This window comes from Nocardiopsis potens DSM 45234 (genome assembly GCF_000341105.1).
GTDB lineage: Bacteria > Actinomycetota > Actinomycetes > Streptosporangiales > Streptosporangiaceae > Nocardiopsis_A > Nocardiopsis_A potens.
Genome location: NZ_ANBB01000025.1, coordinates 68,887 through 94,411 on the forward strand (window position 1 = coordinate 68,887; position 25,525 = coordinate 94,411).

At 73.3% G+C, this 25,525-nt stretch carries 17 protein-coding genes; 10 read left to right on the forward strand and 7 right to left on the reverse strand.

The features are described from left to right. Nucleotides 1–380 precede the first annotated feature (380 nt). Complete coding sequence (gene yczE, locus D459_RS0109980; protein ID WP_051065391.1) at nucleotides 381–1,061, reverse strand: membrane protein YczE; 681 nt, start codon at nucleotides 1,059–1,061, stop codon at nucleotides 381–383. A gap of 64 nt (nucleotides 1,062–1,125) precedes the next feature. On the opposite strand from yczE, the gene yczR reads away from it, so the two are divergent. Beyond that, nucleotides 1,126–2,553: a MocR-like transcription factor YczR gene (gene yczR / locus D459_RS0109985; protein WP_051065392.1), complete on the forward strand. Its 1,428-nt coding sequence runs from the start codon at nucleotides 1,126–1,128 to the stop codon at nucleotides 2,551–2,553. Nucleotides 2,554–2,665: 112 nt separating this feature from the next. Beyond that, nucleotides 2,666–4,537: an AMP-dependent synthetase/ligase gene (locus D459_RS0109990; protein WP_017592863.1), complete on the forward strand. Its 1,872-nt coding sequence runs from the start codon at nucleotides 2,666–2,668 to the stop codon at nucleotides 4,535–4,537. Nucleotides 4,538–4,625: 88 nt separating this feature from the next. Here D459_RS0109990 and D459_RS0109995 read toward each other — a convergent pair whose 3' ends face one another. Beyond that, complete coding sequence (locus tag D459_RS0109995) at nucleotides 4,626–5,450, reverse strand: alpha/beta hydrolase (RefSeq protein ID WP_017592864.1); 825 nt, start codon at nucleotides 5,448–5,450, stop codon at nucleotides 4,626–4,628. A gap of 413 nt (nucleotides 5,451–5,863) precedes the next feature. Here D459_RS0109995 and moaA point away from each other — a divergent pair, with 413 nt between their 5' ends. Next, nucleotides 5,864–6,853 carry a GTP 3',8-cyclase MoaA gene (gene moaA, locus D459_RS0110000; RefSeq protein ID WP_026120244.1) on the forward strand — a complete coding sequence of 330 codons (990 nt, stop codon included), beginning with the start codon at nucleotides 5,864–5,866 and terminating at the stop codon, nucleotides 6,851–6,853. A 133-nt stretch (nucleotides 6,854–6,986) separates the two neighbouring features. Next, nucleotides 6,987–8,174, forward strand: a complete 1,188-nt coding sequence (locus tag D459_RS0110005) for an RtcB family protein (protein ID WP_017592866.1) — start codon at nucleotides 6,987–6,989, stop codon at nucleotides 8,172–8,174. A gap of 171 nt (nucleotides 8,175–8,345) precedes the next feature. Here D459_RS0110005 and D459_RS0110010 read toward each other — a convergent pair whose 3' ends face one another. Continuing rightward, nucleotides 8,346–8,873 carry a hypothetical protein gene (locus tag D459_RS0110010; RefSeq protein WP_017592867.1) on the reverse strand — a complete coding sequence of 176 codons (528 nt, stop codon included), beginning with the start codon at nucleotides 8,871–8,873 and terminating at the stop codon, nucleotides 8,346–8,348. A gap of 436 nt (nucleotides 8,874–9,309) precedes the next feature. Here D459_RS0110010 and D459_RS31275 point away from each other — a divergent pair, with 436 nt between their 5' ends. The 5 genes from D459_RS31275 (at nucleotide 9,310) to D459_RS0110035 (ending at nucleotide 20,882) form a co-directional block, all read left to right on the forward strand. Beyond that, a complete protein-coding gene (locus tag D459_RS31275; protein WP_017592868.1) occupies nucleotides 9,310–12,561 on the forward strand; it encodes a DUF6603 domain-containing protein in 3,252 nt (1,083 codons plus the stop codon). Then, nucleotides 12,558–14,978 carry a hypothetical protein gene (locus D459_RS0110020; RefSeq protein ID WP_017592869.1) on the forward strand — a complete coding sequence of 807 codons (2,421 nt, stop codon included), beginning with the start codon at nucleotides 12,558–12,560 and terminating at the stop codon, nucleotides 14,976–14,978. The genes D459_RS31275 and D459_RS0110020 overlap by 4 nt, the downstream gene beginning before the upstream one ends. A gap of 9 nt (nucleotides 14,979–14,987) precedes the next feature. Next, nucleotides 14,988–18,707: a hypothetical protein gene (locus D459_RS0110025; protein ID WP_017592870.1), complete on the forward strand. Its 3,720-nt coding sequence runs from the start codon at nucleotides 14,988–14,990 to the stop codon at nucleotides 18,705–18,707. 47 nt (nucleotides 18,708–18,754) lie between these two features. Beyond that, nucleotides 18,755–20,272: a hypothetical protein gene (locus D459_RS0110030; RefSeq protein WP_017592871.1), complete on the forward strand. Its 1,518-nt coding sequence runs from the start codon at nucleotides 18,755–18,757 to the stop codon at nucleotides 20,270–20,272. Nucleotides 20,273–20,456: 184 nt separating this feature from the next. Further along, on the forward strand, nucleotides 20,457–20,882 hold the full coding sequence (locus D459_RS0110035) for an OsmC family protein (RefSeq protein ID WP_017592872.1): 426 nt from the start codon (nucleotides 20,457–20,459) through the stop codon (nucleotides 20,880–20,882). Nucleotides 20,883–21,043: 161 nt separating this feature from the next. On the opposite strand, the gene D459_RS0110040 is transcribed toward D459_RS0110035, so the two are convergent. Next, entirely contained in the window at nucleotides 21,044–21,559 is a 516-nt protein-coding gene (locus tag D459_RS0110040; protein ID WP_017592873.1) for a hypothetical protein, read from the reverse strand. A 349-nt stretch (nucleotides 21,560–21,908) separates the two neighbouring features. Between D459_RS0110040 and D459_RS0110045 the strand changes: the two genes are divergently transcribed. Then, nucleotides 21,909–22,334, forward strand: a complete 426-nt coding sequence (locus D459_RS0110045) for a CBS domain-containing protein (RefSeq protein ID WP_017592874.1) — start codon at nucleotides 21,909–21,911, stop codon at nucleotides 22,332–22,334. A 625-nt stretch (nucleotides 22,335–22,959) separates the two neighbouring features. Here the strand turns inward: D459_RS0110045 and D459_RS0110050 are convergent. The 3 genes from D459_RS0110050 to D459_RS0110060 all read right to left on the reverse strand — a co-directional run bounded on the left by D459_RS0110050 (nucleotide 22,960) and on the right by D459_RS0110060 (nucleotide 25,519). Beyond that, nucleotides 22,960–23,391, reverse strand: coding sequence for a RidA family protein (locus D459_RS0110050; protein ID WP_017592875.1), 432 nt, complete (start codon nucleotides 23,389–23,391; stop codon nucleotides 22,960–22,962). A 92-nt stretch (nucleotides 23,392–23,483) separates the two neighbouring features. Continuing rightward, nucleotides 23,484–24,698, reverse strand: a complete 1,215-nt coding sequence (locus D459_RS0110055; protein WP_017592876.1) for an MFS transporter — start codon at nucleotides 24,696–24,698, stop codon at nucleotides 23,484–23,486. 341 nt (nucleotides 24,699–25,039) lie between these two features. Further along, complete coding sequence (locus D459_RS0110060; RefSeq protein WP_017592877.1) at nucleotides 25,040–25,519, reverse strand: RrF2 family transcriptional regulator; 480 nt, start codon at nucleotides 25,517–25,519, stop codon at nucleotides 25,040–25,042. Nucleotides 25,520–25,525 lie beyond the last annotated feature (6 nt).

Sequence of the window (25,525 nt, forward strand, 5' to 3'; positions counted from 1 at the left end):
TGAGAGGGCCCCGAACCGCTCCGGCGGGCTCTCCGCCGGAGGCGTTCGGAACGGCCCGGATCCCCCTCGGAAGCGTTGTGTCCAGAAACCGGGCGGTTTAGCCGGAATTCTAGTAACGGTGCTGGTCAGCGGCTCCGGGTTCGGTGCGCCGGTCCGGTCCGGGGGTGTTTACGGATGCGGGTCGCCCGGAGTGGGCGAATCGTCCGTTCGGGGCGCTTCGCGCCCGTCCGGCAGAGCCTACCCGCGGGGGCGGCCCCCGGCGCGCGGGCGCGGCGGTCGGGGCCGCGCGCCGATCCCACCCCCCTCGGCGGCTCGATGCCCCGCGCCCGGCGCGGGCCCGGGGCGGGTGGCGTCCGTCACCCCGTGGGACGCCCGGGGCGTCATTCCGGTTCGCGCAGCCGCATCCTCGGGATGAACACCTGGGCGAGCGGACCGATGGCCAGGGCGAAGGCGAGCGTGCCCAGGCCGACGGTGCCGCCGAGCAGGAAACCGAGCACCACCACGGTGACCTCGATCCCGGTGCGGGCCGCGCGGATGGACAGGCCGCGCGCGGCGAGGCCGGTCATCAGCCCGTCGCGCGGGCCCGGGCCCAGCCGGGCGCCGATGTAGCAGCCCGTCGCGACCGCGGTGACCACGATCCCCGCGGCCAGGTAGGCGGCGCGCAGCACCAGCCCGCCGGCCTCGGGGTCGGGCAGCCACCACAGCGTCGCGTCGACCGACAGCCCCACCACGACCACGTTGCTGACCGTGCCCAGTCCGGGGCGCTGGCGCAGCGGGATCCACAGCAGCATCAGCAGTGCGCCGATGATGATGCTCCAGGTCCCCACGGACAGCCCGGTGTGCCGGGACAGCCCCTGGTGGAGCACGTCCCACGGGGAGCTGCCCAGATCGGCGGCGATGAGCAGGGCGCCGCCGGCCCCGAACAGGTGCAGCCCGACGAAGAGCCGGACCAGCCTGCTGAGGCGGGGGCGGGGGAGCACGGCGTCGAGGAGGGAGGCGGCCCTGCCGGCGCGGGGTGAGGAGGACGGACGGGAGGCGGGGTTCGTCGGAGATCCGGGCATGTGCGTAATATTGGCGCCATCTGAACCGGAAAGAACAGATCCAATCGGCGAAAGTGGCCCTCTCATGGTCGGCGAAAGACGGATCAGCGGCGTCCTACTGGCCCGGTTGGTCGGCGACAGCGCCCAGGGGCGCCCCTACTACCTCGCCGTGGCCAGGGCGATCAGCGGCCTCATCCTCGACGGCAGGGTGCCCACCCACACCCGGCTGCCCGCCGAGCGGGACCTGGCCACCGCCCTGCGGGTGAGCCGGAACACGGTGACCGCCGCCTACACCTGGCTCCGGGACAACGGCTACCTGGACAGCCGGCAGGGCGCCGGCAGCTGGACCGTGCTGCCGGAGCCGAGCGCGTCCCCCGGCGCGCCGTTCGTCCCGCAGGCGGAGCTCTACGACGTGGGCGTGGCCGCCTCCCCGGCGGTGGAGGGCCTGCAGGAGGCGGCCCGGTCGGCGGTCGAGCAGCTCCCCGCGCACGTCGGCAAGCTCGGCTACACCCCGCGCGGCCTGCCCGAGCTGCGGCACGCCATCGCCCGGCGCTACGTCGAGCGGGGCCTGCCCACCACCCCCGACCAGATCTTCGTCACCAACGGCGCCCAGCACGCGGTCACCCTCCTGCTCGACCTGCTGCTGGAACCGGGCGACGCGATCCTGATGGAGACCCCCACCTACCCGCACGCCCTGGAGAGCGCGCGCCGCCGGGAGGCGCGGATCCGCACCATCGGGGTCTCCTCCGACGGCTGGGACATGGAGTACGCGGCCGACGCCTTCCGCCGGGCCCGGCCCCGCGCCGCCTACCTGATCCCCGACTTCCAGAACCCCACCGGGGCGCTGATGGACGACGACGAGCGGGCCGCCCTGGTGGCCGAGGCGCGCCGGGCCGGCAGCTCGCTGATCATCGACGAGAGCGTCGCCGAGCTGGCCATCGACTCCGGAGACCAGCCCGCCCCGGTGGCCGCCTACGACACCGACGGCCGGGTGTTCAGCGTCGGATCGGTCTCCAAGCTGCTCTGGGGCGGGCTGCGGCTGGGCTGGGTGCGCACCACCCCGCCCATGGTGGAGCGGCTGATGGCGATCCGGCAGCGGGTCGACATCAGCAGCCCGCTGCTGGACCAGCTCATCGTGACCCGGCTGCTCGCCGACGTCACCCGGATCCGCGCCGAGCGCAGCACCGGGCTGCGGCGGAGCCGGGACGCCCTCACCGCCCGGCTCCGCGAGCGCCTCCCCGACTGGCGGTTCACCACCCCCAGCGGCGGCCTGGTGCTCTGGGTGGCGCTGCCGCAGCCGGTCGCCGGAGCGCTCAGCGAGGCCGCCCACCGGCACGGCGTGCACCCCGGGCCGGGGCCGGTGTTCGGCACCGAGGGCACCCTGGAGCGCTACATCCGGCTCGCCTACACCCAGCCGCCGGAGGTCTTCGGGGAGGTGGTGGACCGGCTCGCCGACGCCTACGCCGAGGCGGTCGCGCTGCCCGCCCCGGTCCGCGGCGGGCTCTACCTCTGAGCCCGCGGGCGGTCCCGGGGCGGGCCGGGTCGGGCTTGCCCGGCGGAACCGCCGCATGGTCCTATAAGCCGCACGGGGTGACCTGGGTCACGACGAGCGGCTGGAGGGCTGCATGCGGCAGAGGGACGTCCTGGCGGAGCGCGCCGATGTGGAAGCGGAGATCGCGGGCCAGACCCTGGTGGACTGGTTCCGCAGGACCGAGGAGGAGGCGGGCGACGCCCCGGCCCTCTCCGACCGGGCCGGCGACGGCCCGGACGCCGGATGGACCACCCTGACCTGGTCGGAGTACCGCCGGGCCGCCCTGGACGCCGCGGCCGCGCTGGTGCACACCGGGCTGCGCCCCGGCGAAGTGGTCGCCCTGATGCTGCCGAACCGCTCCGAGCACCTCATCGCCGACTCCGGCGCGGTGCACGCCGGCGGGGTCCCGCTCACCGTCTACGCCACCTTCGCCCCCGAGCAGGTCGCCTTCGTCGCCGCCGACTGCGGGGCGCGGGTCGCGGTGCTGCAGGGCGCCGAGGAGCTGAAGCGCTGGAGCCTCGCCCTGGACCGGCTCCCGGAGCTGCACACCGTGGTCCTGCTCGACCCCGGCGCGGTCCCCGCCGACGCCCCGTCGGGCCGCCGCTACGTCTCCTGGGCCGACTTCACCGCCGAGGGCGCCCGGCTGCGCGCCGCCGACCCGGCCCCGGTCGAGAAGCGGATGGCCGCCGTCCGCCCCGAGGACAACGCCACACTGCTCTACACCTCGGGCACCACCGGGAACCCCAAGGGCGTCTACGAGACCCACCACCAGGTGCTGTTCCAGTGCACCATCTCGCTGCGCGCCAACCGGACCCCCGAGCGGGCCGCCGCCCTGTCCTACCTGCCGATGGCGCACATCGCCGAGCGGGTGCTCAGCGCCTACCTCCCGCTGCGCATCGCCGGCCACCTCTACTTCTGCCCCGACCTCTCCCGGCTCGGCGAATACCTCCGGCTGGTCCGCCCGCACGGGCTGTTCGGCGTCCCCCGGGTGTGGGAGAAGCTCCAGGCCGGGCTGACCGCGGCGCTGTCCGCCGCCCCCCAGGAGCAGCGCACCGCCATCGAGGCGGCCGCCGAGGTCGCCCGGGACTACTTCGAGCAGGGCCAGTACGGCAGGGAGCGCGAGCCCGGGCTGGCCGAGCGGTTCGCCCGCGCCGACGCCGAGGTGCTGGCCCCGATCCGGGCGCTGATCGGCCTGGACCGCGCGGTCTACTGCCTCACCGCGGCCGCGCCGGTGCCCGAGGAGACGGTGCGCTTCTTCAGCGGCCTGGGGGTGCTCGTCCGCGACCTGTACGGGATGACGGAGAACTGCGGCGCGGTCACCATGAACCGGCCGGAGGCCTACCGGTTCGGCAGCGTCGGCCCGGCCTCCGACGGCATGGAGCTGCGCATCGCCGAGGACGGCGAGATCCTGGTGCGCGGCCCGATCAACACCTCCGGCTACCTGGGGAGGCCCGAGGAGTCGGCCGCGCTCGTCGACGCCGACGGCTGGCTGCGCACCGGCGACATCGGCAGCCTCGACGAGGACGGCTTCCTCTACGTGGTGGACCGCAAGAAGGAGATCATCATCACCGCCGGCGGGGAGAACATCGCCCCGGCGGCGATCGAGGGCAGGCTCAAGGAGCACCCGCTCATCGGCCAGGCGCTGGCCTACGGCGACCGGCGCCCGTTCCCGGTCGCCCTGCTCACCCTGGACGGCGAGGCCGCGCCGGCCTGGGCCGCCGCCAACGGCCTGGACGGCATGGGCCTGGCCGAACTGGCCGAGCACCCCGAGGTCCGGGACGAGGTGGCCCGCGCGGTGCAGGCCGCCAACACCGGCCTGGCCCGCGTCCAGCAGGTCAAGCGCTGGCGCCTGCTGCCGGGGGAGTGGAGCGTGGAGAGCGAGGAGCTCACCCCCTCGCTCAAGCTCAAGCGCAGGATCATCCACCGCAAGTACGCCGACGAGATCGACGCCCTCTACCAGGAGTAGCCCGCCCCGCAAGGCGCGCCCCCGCACCCCGCCCCGGCGCGAACGAGAAGCCGCCGGCCCCGCCGCCTCGGGCGCGCCGGCGGCCGGGTCAGGGGGCGGTGAACCGGGAGGCGAAGCGGACCACCTCGCCCAGCGGCACCTCCTTGTCGGTCTCGTTGAACACCTCGTGCCGGGCGCCGGGCAGGATGCGGGCGGTGACGTCGTCCCCGGCCAGGGAGAGGACGCCCTCGGTGGTGCCGTCCAGCGGCACCAGGGAGTCGTCGGAGCCGTGCACCCACAGCAGCGGCAGCGCCCCGATGCTCCCGGCCGCGGTGATCCGCTTCAGCTCGGTCTCGATGGCCTGCAGGGTCGGCCGCTTGAACGGGCCGTGCCAGACGAGCTCGTCGGCGGCGTAGGCCTCGCCCACGGCAGGGTCCCGGGAGAGCGTGGCCGGGTCGATCGGGGTGTCCGGGATCTCCTCGAAGGAGAGCAGGTGCGGCACGATGTCCCAGCGGCCCAGCACCGGGCCGGACAGCGCCAGGCCGGCGAGCTCGCCGGGGTGGGTCTGGGCGTAGCGGGCGGCGATCAGGCCGCCCATGGAGTGGCCGACCAGCACCAGCGGGATGGAGCGGTAGGCGGTGCGCGCCTGGGCGACCAGGCGGTGCACGTCCTCCACCACCCCGGCGAAGTCCTCGATGAGCACCCGCTCGCCCGCGGAGCGCCCGTGCCCGCGGTGGTCCAGGCCGTACACGGCGGCGCCCTGCGCGCACAGGTGCGCCGCGACGTGCTCGTAGCGCCCGATGTGCTCGCCGTAGCCGTGCACCAGCACCGCCAGCCAGGTCGGCTCCGCCCCCTGGGCGGCCCACGCCCGCGCGTGCAGCCGCTGCGAGCCGCCCGGGCCGCCGGGCAGTCCCCATTCGCGTGTACCGATCATGCGCACTCCTTCGGGTCGAGGTGTCCGAAGGTAGTGTGCTGCGCCCGGCGGTGCGGACGGAAGGGGCGCCGCGCGGCCTGTGGACGATCACCTGTGGACGCCCGCCTGCGGGCGGCCGGGCCGCCCGCGGGGGCGGAGCGGGGCCTGTGCCGCATGTGGCTTCGGCCGAAACCTGCGCCGCGCGGGAGGGGCCGCTTTGTTCCGGATGACGGAGAACGCCCCGCGGAGGCCGGGAAGGAAGGTTCCCCGCCGGGCCGGACGCGGAGCCGCCATGCCGGAATGGGGGCGGCGTCTCTTAGGGTGGGGTGTGTCGGGAACCACATGGCGGCGCGGTCCCGCCCCGCACGGCGGGAGCGGACCGCAGCGGGCGGCCCCCCGGCCGGCCCCCGCGGACGGAAAGGGAGGTGACGCCCGTGCTGGCTGATTCCTACGGGAGAGTGGCCACCGACCTGAGGGTCTCCCTCACCGACAAATGCAACCTGCGCTGCACGTACTGCATGCCCCCGGAGGGGCTGGAGTGGCTGCCCAAACCGGAGCTGCTCACCGATGACGAGCTGAACCGGCTGATCCGCATCGGCGTCACGATGCTGGGGATCACCGAGGTCCGGTTCACCGGCGGCGAGCCGCTGCTCCGCCGCGGCCTGCCCGGCATCGTCGCCTCGGCGGCGGCCCTGGAGCCCCGCCCCAGGACCGCGCTGACCACCAACGGCATCGGCCTGGCCCGGACGGCCCCGGCGCTCGCCGAGGCCGGCCTGGACCGGGTCAACGTCTCGCTCGACACGCTCCGCCACGACGTCTTCGAGAAGCTCGCCCGGCGGCGCCGGCTGGACGACGTGCTGGCCGGCCTGGCCGGGGCGGCCGAGGCCGGCCTCACCCCGGTCAAGGTCAACGCGGTGCTGATGCGCGGCGTCAACGACGACGAAGCCCCGGCCCTGCTCCGCTACTGCCTGGAGCACGGCTACCGGCTGCGGTTCATCGAGCAGATGCCGCTGGACGCCCAGCACGGGTGGCGGCGCGACACCATGATCACCGCCGACGAGATCCTGGACCGGCTCTCCGCCGAGTTCGACCTCGCCCCCGCCGACGCCGCGACCCGCGGCAGCGCGCCGGCCGAGCTGTTCCACGTCGACGGCGGACCGGAGACGGTGGGCGTGATCGGCTCGGTGACCCGCCCGTTCTGCGGGGCCTGCGACCGGGTCCGGCTCACCGCCGACGGACAGATCCGCAACTGCCTGTTCGCCCGAGAGGAGTCCGACCTGCGGCCGCTGCTGCGCGGCGGCGGCACCGACGCCGAGATCGCCGAGCGGTGGCGCGCGGCGGTGGCCTCCAAGCGGCCCGGCCACGGCATCGACGACCCCAGCTTCCTGCAGCCGGCCCGCCCGATGTCGGCCATCGGCGGCTGAGCGGACCGCCTCGGAAGAGCCCCGCCCGCCGGGAAAACCTGTTGCCGGGGGCGGCGGGGTTCTGGCGTCATGGTGGGGCGCGGCGGCGGGGGCGCCGCGCCCCATCGAAGAACGACCGAGAAGGTGATCAGTCATGTCGTACACCGAGGTGCCGGGGGCTCGGGTGCCCATCCGCATGTGGGCCGACCCCGACGGGGTGGAGGCGGCCGCGATGGACCAGCTCCGCAACGTCACCCGGCTCCCGTGGGTGCACGGCCTGGCGGTCATGCCCGACGTGCACTACGGCAAGGGCGCCACGGTCGGCTCGGTGATCGCGATGCGCGACGCGGTGTCGCCGGCCGCGGTCGGGGTGGACATCGGCTGCGGGATGACCGCGGTCAAGACCTCGCTGACCGCCGAGGACCTCCCCGACGACCTGCACCGCCTCCGCTCGGACCTGGAGGCGGCCGTCCCGGTCGGCTTCCACATGCACAAGGCGCCGGTGAACGTCCAGCGCATCCACGGGCTCAAGACGGCCGACTGGGGCCGGTTCTGGGAGCACTTCGACGCCCTGGCCCCCGCCGTGCACCGCCGGCGCGACCGCGCCGAGAAGCAGATGGGCACCCTGGGCGGCGGCAACCACTTCCTCGAGGTGTGCCTGGACGACGAAGGCGCGGTCTGGCTGGTGCTCCACTCCGGCTCGCGCAACATCGGTAAGGAGCTGGCCGAGCACCACATCGACAAGGCCCGCGGGCTGCCGCACAACCAGGACCTGCCCGACCGCGACCTGGCGGTGTTCGTCTCCGGGACCCCGGAGATGGACGCCTACCGCCGCGACCTGTTCTGGGCCCAGGACTACGCGCGCCGCAACCGCGACGTGATGATGGGCCTGGCCTGCGGCGTGGTGCGCAAGTCGTTCCCGGGGACGCGGTTCGCGCAGTGGATCTCCTGCCACCACAACTACGTGGCCGAGGAGCGCTACGACGGGGTGGACGTGCTGGTCACCCGGAAGGGGGCGATCCGCGCCGGCAAGGGCGACTACGGGATCATCCCGGGCAGCATGGCGACCGGCACCTACATCGTGCGCGGCCTGGGCAACCCGGACTCGTTCAACTCCGCCTCGCACGGCGCGGGCCGCCGGATGAGCCGGAACAAGGCCCGCAAGACCTTCACCGAGGCCGACCTGGCCGAGCAGACCGCGGGCGTGGAGTGCCGCAAGGACGCCGGCGTGGTGGACGAGATCCCCGCCGCCTACAAGGACATCAAGGAAGTGGTCTCGGCCCAGACCGACCTCGTCGAGGTGGTGGCCCACCTCCGCCAGGTGGTCTGCGTCAAGGGCTGAGCCCGGGACCACCGCCCCGGGGGGCCACGGACGCGGAGGCGGGCGAGGACGGCGCCCGCCTCCGCCGTTCCCCGCGCCGCGATGAGCCCCCAGGGCGATGATCTTGGCGTTGCGGCCCTGTCAGAGCGCTCTGACAGGGCCGCAACGCCAAGATCATCGGGGAGCGGACGTCTAGCCGGGGGGCTTCGCGAGTTCGGCGAGTTTGCCGAGAACCATGCCGCACAGCGCCTTTCCGGTGGCTTCGAGGGTTCCCTGGTCGGTGTAGGCGTGGCTCCATTCCTCCTTGGCGTCGTTCGGAAGGCGGTTGATCTTCCCGAAGGTGTATCCGTCGCCGCAGCGGAGCGAGGCCTCGGTGAGCAGGTAGCGCTCGCTTCCGAGCCGGTCCGTTCCGCTCCACAGCTTCACTTTCCCGCTCTTGCTCAGTTCCGCGATTTTCATGCAGGTGTTCGAGAACCGCTCCGCCCACCTGGGGTGGAAGGCCGCCTGCTTCGGGCGGGTCGTCCAGAGCAGGTAGGACATCATGGAAAAGTTCTTGGGGACGTCCTTTCCGCCGGGAGCGATGTCGGCGAGTGCGTAGGCGGCGCCTGCGCCGGTCTCGCCGTATCGGAGGGCGATCTTGTAGTCGGAGATGTAGCGCGCGATTTCGGCGAACTCGGCCTCGTCGCCGATTTCCGGTGGGGCGATACGGGTTTCCTGCACGGACGTCTCCTCGTTTTCTCCGTTCGCGGTGCGCCTTCGGCGGGGGAGGGGCGGTGGGGATGGGCTCCCCGATGGTCGCATGTGCGGCGAGATGGTGGAAGGGGGTGGGGCGGGCGGTGCCGGCCGTCCCGAATATCTCATCCATGAAAATGGGGAAAGGTCGGTGGCCGAAACCCACGGGGACATTGCTGAATGTAGTGCATAGTGGACAAGGAGGACCTTCGGTGTGAAGGGGGCGAGTTTTTCCTCCCTCTTTACCCGGCGCCTTCGGCGGTTTACGGTCGATCCCGTGCCGGCGGTCCTTTCCTGCGGTCGAAATTCCGTGCGGGCGGTCGGCGGTGTGGTCGTGGAAAAGGCACGATGAAAAAACCAGCGATTCGGCGCGGCCCCTCCTCGGCCACGGGAAGCGGGTCCGGCGTGCGGGGCCATCATGGCGATGAACGTCCAGCAGGTGCAGACCTGGCTCGAAAACCTCAAAAAAGCCCAGAAGCTGAGCATTCCGGACGACCTTCCGGGCGGGCTCTCCGGGCTGAAAGACCACATCAAGCTCGACGAGATCCGCTCCTGGATTCCGCAGGGCGCGGAGCTGTCCGCCCTCGAGGTCGAGCCACCGAAGCTTCGGGTGACCGGGAAGCTCAACGGGGCGAAGGTCGTCCTGACCCTCCTGGTCGCCTCCTCCGACCCCAAACCGACCGACAACGTCACCGGGGTGTCCCTGGAATTCCCGGTCGGGAACCCGACCCTCTCGGCCGCCGCCGACCTGGGCGTCTCCGGCCTCGTCCTGGTCCTGGAGGTCTGGCTGGTCGGGAAGAAGCCCTCGGCGCTGGTGAACTTCTACGCCAGGGCCGCCGTCGAGATCCCCGGGCAGCCGGTGCTCACCCTGGTCGGCTCGCTCACCAAGGCCGGCGGCCAGACGGTCTTCGACCTCCTGGCCTCCGCCCCCGCGGGAAAGCACATCACCCTGGCCGCACTGCTGAAGAAGATCACCGGAACGGCTCCGGACCTGCCGTCCGACTTTCCGCTGCCGCACATCGACGGCCTCGAGCTGCGCATCGAGAAGACCAGCGCCGGCGTCCGCTTCCTGCTGCACGCCTTCACCGCAGGCCCCGGCGACTCCTCCTGGCTGGTCGCGGTCCTGCCGAAGCCGAAACCGAACGAGAAGCGCCCCTTCGTGCTCTCCGCCCGGCTGCCGCTGGGGCCGACCGCCCGCCTCGCCGACCTGCCCCTGCTCGGCGGCCAGATCCCCGCCGAATACGACCTCCAGGTCATCGCCCAGGCCGTCTACACCTCGCAGAGGCTGACCATCGAGGAGATCAGGAACCTCAACGAGTTGCTGAAGGCGAAGACCGCCGCACTGCCGGACGGCGCGAACCTGGAGGCCGGGTTCACCCTGGCGGGAATGGTGCGGCTGGGCACCGAGACCCGCAGGTTCGTCCTGCGCAAACCGGCCTCGTCCCGGGCGGCGCCCCTCACGGCCGCAGAACCCCCCGCGGTCACGGTGGACGGCTCGGACGGCCGCGTCATCGCCGTGCACCGCCCCGAGCCCGCCGGGCCGCCCGCCGCCTGGTACGGGGCCGAGGCACCGGGTGAGGAGGAGCCGCCGCAGGCCGCCGCCGAGATCGGCTCGGTCGCCTTCTCCGTCCGCACCACCCTGGGCCCCCTGCACGTGGAGAAGCTGCGCGTCTCCTACGCGCCGCCCGCCGGCTCCGCCCCCGCGCGGCTGGTGATCGGCCTGGACGCCTCGTTCACCGCGGCCGGATTCGGCATGGACGCCACCGGACTGGGCCTGACGATCGACCTCACCGACCCGCCGGCCGCCCGGGTCGCCCTGCGCGGCCTGGGCGTGGGCTACACCCGCGCCCCGCTGAGCATGGTCGGCTCCCTGGCCGTCCACCCGCAGGACGGCAAGTACGAGTTCGGCTACGACGGCCTGATCATGGTCAAGGCCGCCGACTGGGGGTTCATGGCCGTCGGCTCCTACGCCCGGCTGAAGAAGCCCGCGTTCACCTCCCTGTTCGTCTTCGGAGCCCTGGAGGGCAAGGTCAGCGGCCCGCCCCCGGTGGACTTCACCGGCCTGGTGCTGGGCTTCGGCTACAACAGCGCGGTCGCGCCGCCGCCCATCGACAAGACCGCAGGCTTCCCCTTCGTCACCGCGCTCGGCAACATCGCCGAGATCGCTGGCGACCCGCCCAAGGCCGCCGAGGCCCTCGCCCACTTCACCGGCGGGGACCCCGCCGCCGTCCGCCCCGAGCTGGACGGCATCTGGGTCGCCGCCGGGCTGAGCATCGCCGTCGCCGAGACCCTCAAGGCCAAGGCCGTCCTCATCGTCGAGTTCGGCAAGGAGTTCACCGCCGCCGTGCTGGGCGGGGCCAGTGCAGAGTTCCCGACCCGCAAGAGCGCCGACGACAAGACCCCGCGCATCGCCCGGATCGAGCTGGCCTTCCGCGCCCTCTACGAGCACACCGCACACCGGCTGTCGCTGGAGGCCGCGCTCGCGGAGGGGTCGTGGCTGGTCTCCGAGAGCTGCAAGCTCACCGGCGGCGCCGCGTTCCTCCTCTGGCTGCCCGGCAGCCGCTACGCGGGCGACTTCGTGGCCACCGTCGGCGGCTACCACCCGCGCTACGCCAAGCCCGACCGCTACCCGTCGGTGCCGCGCCTCGCGCTGAATTGGGCCTACAGCGACGCCGTCGCCATCACCGGCGAGCTCTACGCCGCCGTCACCCCGGCTGCGGCGATGGTGGGCGGCCGGCTGAGCCTGGACTACCGCGCCGGCGGCCTGCACGCCTGGCTCACCGCCTCGTTCAACGTGGCCGTCTGGTGGGCGCCGCTCTACTTCGACGCCGACATCGGCGTCACCATCGGGGCCAGCTACACCGCGACCTTCCTCGGCCTCAGCCACACCTTCCGCGGCGAGATCGAGGCCCTGCTGCACGTGTGGGGGCCGCCCACCGGCGGCGAGGTCACCGTCCGGGTGGCCGGGCTGTTCTCCAAGACCGTGGACTTCGGCGAACCCAAGAAGCTCGAGACCGCGGCGATGAAGTGGCCGGACTTCCGCACCAAGCAGCTGCCGGAGAAGCCGCTGGGGATCAGCGCGGTCGACGGGCTGCTCACCGACCCGGCCAAGACCACCCGCTCCAAGGGCGGCGCCTGGGTGGTGTCCGTGGACGGCTTCTCCTTCACCACCCGCAGCGCGGCCCCCGCCACCAAGGTCACCTACAACGACGGGAAAGTGCCGCTCGAAGGCGGGGCCACCGGTTCGCTCTCCGTCCGGCCGATGGGCGTGAGCGGCAAGGCAGCGACGCACAAGGTGAAGGTGACCGGGCCCGACGGCAAACCGGTGACCTGGGGGGTCCGGACGGAGTCCGCTGCCTTCCCGCAGGCGCTCTGGGGCCCGAAGCAGACCTCCCCCTCCCTGCCCGGGGAGACCCAGACCATCGCCTACGCCGCCGGCACCCGGGTCACCGTCCCGCCGCCCGCTCTGTCCAGCACCTCCCTCCGCTATTCGCTGGTCAGCGTGGAGAAGTCCCGGGTGGAGACCGAGCCCACCGGCTACCGGGCCAACCCGTTCACCGTCACCGCCGGCGTGAAACCCGACGAAGCGCGCCCCGGCGGGGTGGACGACCGGACGGCCCGCGCCGAACTGCGCAAGGCCATGATCGAGCTCGGCGCCCTGGAGGAGGCCCTGTGACCGCGGGAAAGCTGACGTTCTCCGACAACCTGGTCCCCAAGGCGACCCGGGGGACCTACACGGTCACCGTCGACCACGAGGTCTTCAGCGGCGACCCCGACGCCGCGTCCCTGCCGACCGCGACCCAGACCGTCCACATCGCCGGGGCGCGCCTGGTCCTCGCCGAGGGCGACGTGCACGGCGTCTACCCGCCGCGGGGGTCGGTCGGGGCCTACACCTGCCTGCTCCCCCACATATCCCTGGAGCGGCGGGTCCTCCCCTGGGAGAACCGGCTGAAGGGGGCGCCCGCCGAGACGCCCTGGTTCGCCCTGCTCGTCTTCGGCGAGGGCGAGCTGCTCGACGACCCGCACTGCCTGGGCGAAGTGGAGAAGGGAAAGGCAGAAGACCTGCTCACCCCCTCCTCCCCGCCGGCCGATCTGGCGCTGCCCGCGATCACCCTCGCCGACGACGAGGAGAAGAAGCTCGGGGTGCAGACCGTGCGCACCCGCGCCGCGGTCTTCAAGGCGCTCGTCCCTTCCCTGGACGTGCTGGCCTACCGCACGCACGTGCGCAGCCCGCTGCCCGGCGAGAGCCGCGCGGGCGACGCCGAGCGGCGCGAGCTGGAGTACGCCTTCGCCATGTCCGACCGGCTGCCCGCCAAGACCGGCGGCCGCTACGTCGCGCACCTCGTCTCGCTGGAGGGGCACGAAGCCCATGTGACCGGGGCGGTCGGCAAGAAGAACATCCGGCTGCTCTCCCTGCACTCCTGGACCTTCACCAGCACCGCCGACACCGGCGCGCGCACCTTCGCCGACATCGCCGCCCAGCTGGTCGGGCCGGGGAAGAAGCGTCCCGCCGACCTGCTGCTGTCCCCCACCGCCCGGGAAGCGGGCACCCCCACCGCCTACACCCGGCACCTCGCACACCGGCTGGAGAACGGCTGGGCCCCGCTGCACCACTTCGGCGACGCCGACCACGGCTACGTGTTCTACCGGGGCCCGCTCGTCCCGTTCCCGGTCAAGCCGGTCACCCAGACCGGCGAGTGGTGGAAGACGACCGCCGACCCCTACAGCGTCCGGGAGACCGGCCACCACGCCGCGTGGACGCTGGGGCGCGGCCTGGCCCTGGCCGACCAGGAGTTCTCCGGTGCGCTCGCCCGCCACCTGGCGCGCGCCCACAAGACCCTCCTCGACCTGGCCGTGGTGTTCGCCGCCGAGCCCCCGCCCGCGCCGGCCGGCGGAGAGGCGGACGCCCCGGAGCAGGACGGCGGGGCGGACGGCCTCCTCCCGGAGGCCCTCTTCACCGAGGGGCCGGGGGCCGAGGCCCTGGCCCGGGTGCTGGCCGGGGAACCCGTGCAGCGGCACCTGGAGGCCCTCACCGAGGCCGCCGCGCAGGAGGGAGCGGACGAGGCCCAGCAGGGAGGGCCGGAGGGGGCGGCCCCCGCCGAGACCTCCTACGAGGACCTGGTCAAGTACCTGCGCGAAGGCGACATCAACTTCCCCTCCGCGGCCCCGCCCCTCCAGGAGGCGGTGGAGTCCCTGACCGCGAACACGGCGGTGACCGGCGCCGTCGCCGCCCACGCCCTGCTCCCCGCCTCGGCCACCGGAAGCGTCTACGCGGCGGAGGAGGAAGAGGCCCCCGGCTACGAGCCGGCCCTCGGCGCCTGGCTGGACGGCCTGCGGCTGCTCCGGCCCGTCCCCTTCGACCACCTGGTGCCGCACGCCTCGATGCTGCCGGTGGAGAGCCTGCGCCTGTTCCGGGTGGACCCGGACTGGCTGGACGCGCTCACCCTGGGCGCGCTGGCCGCCGGCCTCTGCCTGGCCCATGACCCCGCCCAGATCACCGCGCTGTGGAACGCCTACAAACCGCACCGCACCACCCCGGACACCGGGCTGCTGATCCGCTCGGAACTGGTATCGGCCTTCCCCGGGCTCCGGGTCGAGGCCTCGGCCGAGCACGCGGGCGGCGCCTCCGGGGACCCCTGCTCCGTGCTCCGCCAGGACCGGCTCGGCCCCGACGTCCTGCTCGTGCTCTTCAAGGGCCGCCCGAAGACCGTCTCGCTGCTGGAGCCCTTCCACGGGCTGCACCTGGGGATGGAGAAGCGTGCCTCCCCGCACGACAAGAGCGACTGGGTGAGCATGCGCCACCTGGACAAGGCGAACCTCGGCACCGCGCTGCCCAAGAACGACGACACCTCCTTCGCCGCCGTCCCCTACCGGCCCAAGGCCGACACCGTGGACCGGATCATCGACCTCGCGCCCGCCACCGGCCTGCCCGCCACGCTGTGGGCCGCCCTGCCGGCGAAGGCCAAACCGAAGAACCCCTCCAACGAGAACGAGGTCGACCCCGCCCACCCGGCGCGGACGACCCCCGCCGAACTGGCCCTCCAGATGATCCAGTCACCGGAGCGGACCGAGATCACCGTGCCCGAGAGCTGAGGCGAACCGATGACCAACCCGAACGCCGTCGTCGTCCCGGTCCGGCTGAGCGCCCTGGCGGTCACCGACCCCGTCCGCGGCACCCCGTTCCGCCGCACCCGGTTCGACTTCTCCTCCGCGGCCGAGGCCGGAAGCGCGCACCGGGGCCTGGAGCCGCTGCCGACCGACCCCGCCGCCCCGGAGAACGGGGTGGTCCTGCACTGGGAGCTCACCGCCGCGCTGCGCCACCAGGACACCGGAAGCGCGCAGCCGCCCCGGGTGCCCGACCGGTGGCTGGTGATCCGCCTGCACACCCCCTCCGGCGCGAGCACCCGATCGGCCACCGGGTGGCTGGTGCAGAGCGACTGCCTGCGCCCGGAGAACACCCCGGCCGGTGACAACTCCGCCTACGCGATCCCGTCGGCCTCCGACCCCTCCCTGCTGGTGCCCAAGCGGATCGGGCGCGTCCTGAAACTGTCGGAGAACCTGACCGAGCCCTCCGAGGCGGCCCCGCTGACCGCCCTGGGGCCCGGCCTGCTGGAGTTCGCCGCGTTCCAGCCCTTCAACCTCGGCGTGTTCTCACTCCACGACCGCCTGGAAGGACTGCCGACCGACACCGCGCTGGACCTGAGCTACGCGGTCGTCGGCTGGCACGGCGACTCCGCCCGCGACCCGCTGGCCCCGGCCAAGGACGCGGCCGAGCTGAAGAAGGCCCTGGCCCGGCTGGGCTGGACCGCAGCCGAGGCCTCCGCGGTGAACCCCTACCCGGGCACGCGCGCGGTCTACGCCGGAAACCTGGTCGGCGTCGCCTGGAAGAAGGACGCCCACCCCGCCGCCGCCCTGGAGGAGAAACCGAAGCGCGAGAAGATCACCTTCGCGGTCGCGGAGAGCTCCGCGGAGACGCTGAGCGCCATGGCGATGGCCACCGACCCGGCGGAGTGGTCCAAAGAGGAGAACCTCCGCCGGCTGCAGACCCTCCAGTACGGGCTGCTGGACAAGTACTCCGACCCCTCCACCCGGGCCGCCGTCCAGCGCCGCGCCCACCTGGCCCGGTTCGAGCCGGTGGACGGCGGATACACCTGGGACATCCTCGCCCGCCCGGCCAAGCCGGGCACCCCGCCGCCGCCCTTCTCGCAACTGCGCCCGGAGGAGCGCGCCTGGCTCGCCTCCGCCAACGCCACCCAGGCCGCCCACGACGCCGAGCGCCGCAGCCTCGCCCGCCGGCAGGAGCGCCTCTACGAGCTGTGGTGGTACCTGGCCCAGGTGGCATGGCTGCGCTCCCGGCTGCACCTGTACATCTCCAACGCCAACCTCCGCAAGACCTACAACGCCAGGCTCGGCACCGTCCTCAGCACGTACACGCCCCAGCTCGACCCTGCACAGAAGGACAGCGCGGCCTGGCGGGTCGCCGAACTGCAGAAGAAGCTGAAGGGCTACGAGAAGATCTTCACCGCCACCGATCCCGCCGCGCTGAAGGCAGCGGTCAAGGCCAAGACGGAGGAGCTCACGAAGAAGTGGGGGCACGCCCCCTCGGGCGCCATCACCCGGCTGTCCCGCCCGCCCTTCCACACCGCCACCGAACCGGTGGTGATGCTGCGCGGAGCCAAGGCCGACCGGCTCGTCGAGCACCCCACCGCCCAGCCCTGCCGCACCGTCACCGCCGCCGACGACCACCAGCTCGCCGCCAAGGTGAACGGTGCCGCCCCCGCGGTGCCCGCACTCACCGGCCTCGACAAGGCGGCGGCGCTGCCCGGGGCCCGCGACCTGCCCTCCGGCCTGTTCCAGGCGCTGCTCACCGAGTTCACCGCGCTCGACGCCGGGCGCCCGCCCGCCACCGTCACCTTCCGGAGCTCGGAGACCGCCGTGGACTGGAACGCCGCGGGCGACGTCCGCCTCGCGGCGCTGCGCGCCCAGCGCGCGTCCTGGCGCCAGCCCTGGACCCCGATCTACCTGGAATGGCGGGTCCGCTACTACGCGGTGCCCTACCACGACCGCCGCAAAGGCAAGGAGAAGGAGCGCAACTGGGAGTTCACCGACGGCATGTACCAGTGGCGCGGCGCCGGGCACACCCCCTCCGGCGACGACACCGAGCTGGTCCCCAGGGCGATCAAGGGCCGCATCCTGCTGTCGGCCAACGCGGTGCACAACATCAGGCGCCGCTACGGCGGCATGGCCGAGGACGTCCCCGCCCAGCCCGCCTCCTTCACCGCCGCGCTGAAGAAGCTGATGGACTCCGGCCCCGACCTCGACCTGATCGCCCAGGCGCTCGACGGCTTCACCGCCCGGCTGACCGGCCGCACCCCGCTGCTCACCCGGCCCTCCCGGGGCCTGATCGCCTCCCTGATCGCGGACCGGCACGGGCAGGCGCCCGACGGGCTCATCCCCAACATGAACAGGCCGGAGAACCCGAAGCCGGAGGACTACCTCTCCCCGCCGCCCTTCGAACCGCTGCGGGCCGGGCAGTTCTACTTCGAGGCAGTGGCAGTGGTCGACCGGTTCGGCCGCAGCATCGACATCGTCAACCCGCACCAGGGCCCCGCCGAACGGGACAAGCCGACCCGCTCGGCGACCCTGCTCCCCGACGACAGGCTGGACAACGGCAAACCGAACGGCAAGGCCGACGCCATCGTCTTCACCGGCGACGCCGAGTACCGCAAGAAGGAACTGGTCCACCTGCGCCCCCGGCTGGTCCAGCCGGCCCGGCTCAACTTCGACGCGCTCTCCCGCACCGGCGACACCCCGGTCACCCGCCCGCTGGACGGCGACCAGATCAGCGGATGGCTGCTCCCCAACGACTTCGATCAGGGGCTGCTCTTCTACGACCACGAAGGGCTGCTCCTCGGCGGGCTGCGCCGGGATCCGGCGGCCCCGGCCAAGCTGGTCTGGGAGAAGTACGCGGCCGCCGACCCCGGCACCCACCTGGCCGGCATCCGCGACGGGCTGACCGGGCACACCGCGCCCTGGACCGCCATGCAGGAGTTCCTGCTGGCCGCCGGCGCCGCCCGGACCACGATCGGCCCCGAGGCCGAGTCCTCCGCCCGCCACCCGTCGCTGCACATGCTCGGGCGCCCGCTGGCGGTGGTCCGCGCCCGCCTCGACCTGGAGGGCGACGCAGGAGCCGCCGTGCCGATCCACCCGGCGCTGCTCGCCGCCGCTGACCCCGCCCCCGTCCCGGACTACCGGGACCACACCTGGCCGGTCCTGCTCGGCTCCACCCGGTCGGCCCACGACGGCCTGGTGGGCTACTACATCGCCTCGGGGGCCGACACCTACAAGGCGCTGTACACGGTCCCCGAGCCCGCCAAGGGGACCGTCTACACCCGCTCCCGCGCCAACGGCGCCGCGCTGGGGCAGAGCCTGAAGGCCGCGCCGCACACGCTCACCCTGCTCGCCGACCCGTGGGCGCCGGTGCACGCCTGGACGCACGTGCTGCCCGCCGCCGAGCTGCGGCTGGAGCCGGAGGCGGTGCAGGCCGCGCTGGCCCGGATGGAGGCCGTCTTCCACGTCGGCCCCGCCGTCGGCACGCTGCGCGCCTCCGAGCGCAAGGGCGAGGACGGCCGCCCCCTCGTCGACGCGTTCTCCCTGCCCCTGCCCGCAGTGGAGCACGGCACCTGGAGCTGGACCGACGCCGGCTCCACCGCCCCGGTGCCGCTCACCCCGGCCGACCCGGTGGCGCGCATCGCGCCGAGGAACCGGACCCACGTCCGCACCGGCCTGCTGCGGCTCCGCCCGGAGCGGAAGAAGCCCTGACCCCGCCGCCCGCACGGAGAACCCGACCGAGGAGAAGGAGAACCCGGATGTACTCGACCACCGCACAGTCCGAGAGCGGCCGCCCCGACGCGGACGACGACTTCCCGCTCAGCGCCGTCGCCGCCTCCCGGCCCGAGCCGCTCGCCGTCTCGCCCTCCAGGGAGAACCCGAGCATCGCCTCGCTGGAGATCCTGGTCGCCAACGACACCGGAGAGGCGGTCTCCTTCGCCAAGCTCGCCCTGGTCTTCACCGCGGAGAAGTCGAACTGGGGGAACGACAACGCGGCGCTGCTCACCCCGGAGTGGGACAGGTGCAAGTGGACCGCCGCCCCGCCGGACACGTGGAAGAAGAACCCCGACGAGACCGGAATCGGCCGGTGCGTCTACAGGGCCGCCGACATCGGCGGCGGGAAGACGGGGCTGAAGGACGGGGAGACCTTCCGCTTCCACCTGCACGACATCCCGGTCAGTGCCAAGCTGGGCGTCACCACCGCCAGTGTGCAGCTGCTGAAGGAGGACAACGACCTCATCGCCGAGCGCACCTTCACCATGGGAAAGTTCCCCAGCGGCTACTACCTCCGCGACTTCCGGGCGGTCGCCCCGGTCATGTCGATCGGCCAGGCGGAGAAGAACGGCACCACCCTGACCTGGACGGTTCAGCCCGACCCCACCGTGACCTACACCATGAGCGTCAACGGCGGCGACCCGCGGCCGCTCGCCAACACCCAGACCATCTTCAACACCGGGCGGCTGCGCTCCACCGCCACCTATCAGCTCACCGCCACCCACGCCGACGACTCTGCGCTGAAGCACACCCTCCTCACCGAGGTGCACGTCGTCGGGGGCGATATCACCGCGCGCAACGTCACCGTCAACGGCAACCTCGACGTCGCCGGGAAGACCAATGCCAACGGCGACCTCACGGTGAAGTACGACAATACGCTCAAGCTCCAGACGTCCGGCCAGAACCAGGTCGTCTTTCCGCAGGGCCTGGACTCCAATGGGAAGGTCAACGCCTATAGCGACCTCATGGTGAAATCCGGGGACAAGGTCACGCTCCAGGCCGCAGGGCAGAACGCGGTGGAATTCCCCCAGGGGCTCAACGCCGACCGGCAGATCTACGCCAGGGGGGACCTTGCGGTCAACGGCAGGACGCTGATCGGTTACTTCAGCGGCTATGACGGCATGTCCGAGGGCGACATCTGGATCAAGAACCGCGCGACGATCGGCTGGAGCGGTGCGCTCGACATCAAGAACGGCCTCGTCAACCGGATGACGGAGTTGGACATCGGCCAGACCTTCACCGCCGACACGGCCGGGTTGGTCGTCGGCCGGGCCTTCATCGCCCACTCGAGCGGTTCGGCCGCCGCGAGGGGGCTGTGGGCGAAAGTGTCCATCCCAGGGCTGGACTCCTTCGAGGTGGAGACCAAGTGCGACGACGACGAGAACGCGGGCACCTTCACCGTGCCGGTGAACAAGGGGACCACCGTCGAATTCAAGGTGTACAGCTACGGGAACGTGAATTCGACCAACTACCAGAAGGCCTACTGGCTGCCCTTCGGCTGACCGGAGACGGTCCGCGCACGGCGATCCGCCGTGACTCGGCTGCCCGGCCGAGGCAGGATTCAGCCGGCTTCAGGTCCCGGGTGCCGCCGATCCGGCGGCGGGGCGGTTCCGGATGCGGCCGGACCGGGCATGCCCCGGAGGCGGGCCGCGAAGCGGCGGTCCACGAGATAACGGAGGATCCAACATGGCGACCACTCGCACCGCGCACACCGTCTGGGAGGGCGAGCTGCTCAAGGGCAGCGGCACCGTCTCCTTCGACTCGTCCGGCATCGGCTCGCAGCCGGTGTCGTGGCCCTCGCGGGCCGAGCAGGCGAACGGGAAGACCAGTCCCGAGGAGCTGATCGCCGCGGCTCACTCCAGCTGCTTCTCCATGGCCCTCTCGCACGGTCTGACCGGTGCCGGCACCCCGCCCACCCGGCTCGAGACCAAGGCGGACGTCACCTTCCAGCCGGGTGAGGGCATCACCGGCATCCACCTGTCGGTCCGGGGAGAGGTCCCGGGGCTGGACGAGGAGGGCTTCACCGCCGCCGCCGAGGACGCCAAGAAGAACTGCCCGGTCAGCCAGGCCCTGACGGGGACGGAGATCACCCTGTCGGCGGAGCTCGGCTGAGGCCGCTCCGCGCTCCACCGCGGTCCCGCCGCCCACAGGTCCAGGAGACGGTGAGCGGCGGGACCGCGTTCGGAGAACCTCCGCGCCGTGGCGGCGCCCCCGGCTCGGCAGGGGCCTCCCGCTCCGCAAGACGCTCAGGAGGGCCGATCACGCGGTGCCGGTCAGCGGCACATCGCGTCGATCACCGCTTGGAAGTGCGGGAACTCCTCCCGGGCCCGAGCGAGGATCTCCTTGGGCGCTCGCCGGGCGCCGGGGGCGTGCCGCTCGGCGATCTCCGCCAGTTCGGGGTGGGTCTCCCGGGGTTCGACGGGGTCCCCGCTCTCCGCCTTCCCGGGGCAGGAGTGCGGGTCGACCCCCTGGGCCAGCAGCCACAGGAAGGAGCCCACGTCGCGGCCGAGCACCGCCACGTCCCCCTCCGACCCGAGGTAGACCACGGGCTGCTCCTCCGGGGGCCGCCCCTCCCGGACCGGCCACAGAGCGAGGTAGCCGCCGCCGAAGTCCTTGCCGAAGCAGCGGAACTCCCGGCCGTCGACGCCGTCGTTGCCGGTCCACATGTCCAGCCAGTCCGCGGTCTCCTCGGGCGACTCGAACTCGTCGAACATCTCGAACTCGGGTTCGTCGGAGCCACCGAACCCGGCCAGGTCCTCCAGCGCAGGAGGGAAGGTGAGGTCAGACATGCCGGGCACCCTAGCGGCCCCCGGCGACACCCGCCCGCGCCCCGGCCGCGGAGCCCCCGCGGCGCCTTCTCCGGCGGGACCGGCCGGAACGGCGGCCCGCAGCACCACGCCTCCGCCAACTCTTCGCCAGTGGGAGCCCACTTCGGAGCCGGTCCGCCCATGACCGGCGGCCGCGGTGGGGAGGATGACCAGCGGGACGAGCACGTCCTTCCGGCGCAGTGGCGCCACCCGGCCCCGGTGCGGAGCCGGGGTGCAACGACACCGGCGGAAGACCCGACCCGCCGCTTCTCGCAGCGCGACCGCATCGACGGCGGGCCGCATCCGCCCCGAGCAGCGACAGGAGAAGGCCATGACCACCGCAGCCGAAATCATGAGCCCTGGGGCCCACTGGATTCCCGCCAACGAGACGCTGGACCGGGCCGCCCAGTTGATGCGCCGGTTCGACGTGGGCGCCCTCCCGGTCTCCGACCCGGACAGCTCCGACGACCGGATGTGCGGCATCATCACCGACCGGGACATCGTCGTCCGCTGCGTCGCCGCCGGGCACGACCCTGCGCAGGTCACCGCCGCTGACCTGTGCCAGGGGACCCCGCGCTGGATCTCCGGCGACGCCGACGTCGGCGCCGTCCTCTCCGAGATGGAGGGCCACCAGATCCGCCGCCTGCCCGTCATCGACGCGGACAAGAGGCTGATCGGCATGATCAGCGAGGCGGACCTGGCCCGCCACCTCAGCGATGATCAGCTCGCCCACTTCGTGGAGCGCGTCTACAGCTGACCGGACTCGGAAGCGGCGCCCGGTCGGCTCCACCGGCCCGGTGGAGCCGGAACACCGGGGCCGCTTCCGTGCTCTCCGGCCCCGCAGCGGCCCGGGGGCGCCGCCTCAGAGACTGTTGGGTATGCGGGTGGTCACCCGGCCGGGCCCCTGGGTCGGTGGGGGTTTCCGCCCGCCACGGGGCCCCGGCCCTCCCCTGATCCCCGCACCACGGCGCTGCCTTGTTGAGCTCAGGGTCGTCGTCTTTTCCCGGCCCCCTTTCCACCCGGTGGAGCGCGGTCGCTTCCGTGGGCCGGGCAAAGACGACAAGCCGGAGCTCAACGTCATCGGGAGGCCACGACGGTGTTGAGCCCCGGCTTGCTGCTTTTGCCCGGCCCACCGGCCCCGCCGCCCCGTGCAGGACGTGCGGTCAGGGCCGGGAAAAAGCAGCAACCCCGGGCTCAACGAGGTGGCGCTGTGCCGCGGGTCGCTGCGGCGCTGCGGGCCGGGGCGGCCGAACACCCTGAGCGACCGACCGCATACCCAACAGTCTCTCAGCGGGGCGGCGCCCCCGGGCGAGGATTCCCGGGTCGGTCGCAGGGGAGCAGGATTCGGTGCGAGGGGGCGGTCCGGCCGCCCTCCGGCCGTGTCAGCCGTCGGCCCGCTCCTGGGACGGGCCGGTCCGGGGCGGGCGCTCCGCGGTGGCGTCCACCTCGAAGAGCATCCCGGGGAGGGCCAGCGAGGCGACGCCGGTGAGCGTCTGCACCGGCGGCCGGTCGCCCCAGATGCCGGCGATGACCCGCCCGATGACGGCGAGCCGGTCCAGGTCGTGGTCGACGACGAAGGTGCGCAGCGCCGCGACGTCGGCGTAGCCCAGCCCGGCCGCCTCCAGCGCGGTCCCCAGGCGGGCGAAGGCCAGTTCGACCTGTGCGGCGAAGTCCTCCGCCGCGACGCCGCCCTCGGCGTCGGAGGCGTACTGCCCGGCGATCAGGACCAGGCCGCCGGAGACCTCGGCGATGTGGCTGTAGCCGAAGCCGGTGGGGTCGTGCAGGCCGTCGGGGTTGGAGATGGCGGGTGCCATTGCGGTGCTCCTGTCTTCCGTGTGCTTTCGAGAGGATTCGGGGGTGTGCGGGGCGCGGTCCGGCCGCGCCCCGATGGGTTCGCGGTGCGGGATCACGGTGCGGTCCCGGGGCGGCGGGCCGCCGCCATGGCCGCCGCCGCGGCGAGGGCGAGCCCGGCGCCGCACCAGAGCACGGCCGGCTCGGCGGAGGCGTTCAGCACCGCCCCGCCGGCCAGTGCCCCCAGCGCGATCGCCAGGTTGAAGGCGCACACCATCAGCGCGGTCGCCGCTTCGGCGGCCTCCGGTGCGCCGGCGAGCATCCAGTTCTGCAGGGCGACCGAGACCGCGCCGTAGGCGAGCCCCCAGCCGAGCATCAGCGCCGCCCCGGCCGGTGCCGCCCCGCCGAACAGGGCGAAGAGCGCGAGCACCGCGGCGAGCGCGCCGGAGATCAGCACGAGGACGGTCTTGGGCGCCCGCGCGGTGCGCGGGCCCAGGACGAAGTTGGCCGCGATCCCGGCGGCCCCGAAGCCGAACAGGGCGAGCCCGATGTGTTCGGCCTGCAGCCCGGAGAACCCGCCCAGCAGCGGCCGGGCGAAGGTGAACGCCGCGTAGTGGCCGCCGATGAGCAGCAGGGTGACCGCCACCCCGGTGCGCACCGCCGGGTCGGCGGTGAGCAGGCGGCCCAGCGTCGCGAGGTCCACCGGCCGCTCGGGCGGCAGCGCCGGCAGCAGCGAGACCAGCAGGACCGTGGCCAGCGCCCCGAGGACCGCGAGGGCGGCGAACGAGGCCCGCCAGCCGGCCAGGTCGCCGAGGAGCGTTCCGGCGGGCACCCCGGCGACGGAGGCGACCGACACCCCGCCGAAGACGACCGCGGTGGCCCGCGGCGCCTTCTCCGCCGGGACCAGGCGGGTCGCCAGTGAGCCGCCCAGCGCCCAGAAGCCGCCGATGGCGACCCCCACCGCGATCCGGGCCGCGAGGAGCACGGCGAAGTGCGGGGCGAGCGCGCACACCAGGTTGGCCGCGGCCGTGCCGCCGATCAGCAGCGCGAGGATCGCGCGCCGGTCGAACCTGCCTCCGGCGACGCTGACCGCGGGCGCGCTCACCGCGGCCACCAGCCCGGGCACGGTGACCATCAGCCCGGCGGTGCCGGAGGCCACGCCCAGTTCGGAGCCGACCGGGGTGAGCAGGCCGACCGGGAGGAGCTCGCAGGTCATCAGGGTGAAGATGCCGAGTGCGACGGTCCATACGGCGGGGCTCCCGCCCCGGTGCCCGGGCCGGGCGGACGCGGGGGTCGCGCGGGGTGCGGCGGTTCCCGTGCTCCGCTTCACGATGCGGCCTTCCTCGCGCTGTCCGGTGCCGCCGGTCCGCGGCTCGATCCGATCATCTGGATAGGGAACATCCAGGATTTCCTTTCAAAAAAAGGGGAGTGAGCGGGGGTGTTCGTTCGGGGAAGGTGCGGCGAGGTCCGGCCGTCCGGGTCGCCGGGAGGGGAGTGTCCTCGGGGCCGGGGCGTTCGCACCGGTGCGGAGAGCGGCGGATCGGGCTGAGGGCGGGGCGCCGTCCGGCTCGCGCGGCCGCACCGGGCTCCGCCCTCCAGTGAACCCACTACCCGGATGGGAAATGTCCCGGATGGCTCCGCGCCGAAGTGTCGGGGTCGGGGCATTGCCGGTCAGGCCCCCTTCCGGGACAGCCAGTCGCGGAAGCGCGCCGGGGCTTCGGGGGCCTCCCGCTCCACCTCCGCCTTGATGTCGGCGAGGGTGCGCGAGGCCAGCTCGCGCCGCCAGGCGAGTTCGGCGGTCCGCATCGACCGGTCGATCACGCACGAGGTGGGGAAGGGGCCGCCCTCGGCGGGCCCCCGCCCGCGGATCTCGGTGCAGCGGAAGGCGGGCTCGGCGCCCTCGATGGCCGCGACCACGTCCATCAGGGTGACCCGCTCGGGCGGGCGGGCCAGCTGGAAGCCGCCGCGCGGCCCCGGCGCGGAGACCACGAGGCCGGCCCGCGCCAGTGCCTGGAGCTGCTTGTTCAGGTAGGCGGCGGGCAGCTCGTAGTAGGCGGCCAGCCGCGACGCGGGCACCGCCCGGCCCGCCTCGGTCCAGGTGAGGTTGAGGCAGGTGTGCAGCGCCCATTCGACGCCTTCTCCCATCCGCATGGTCCT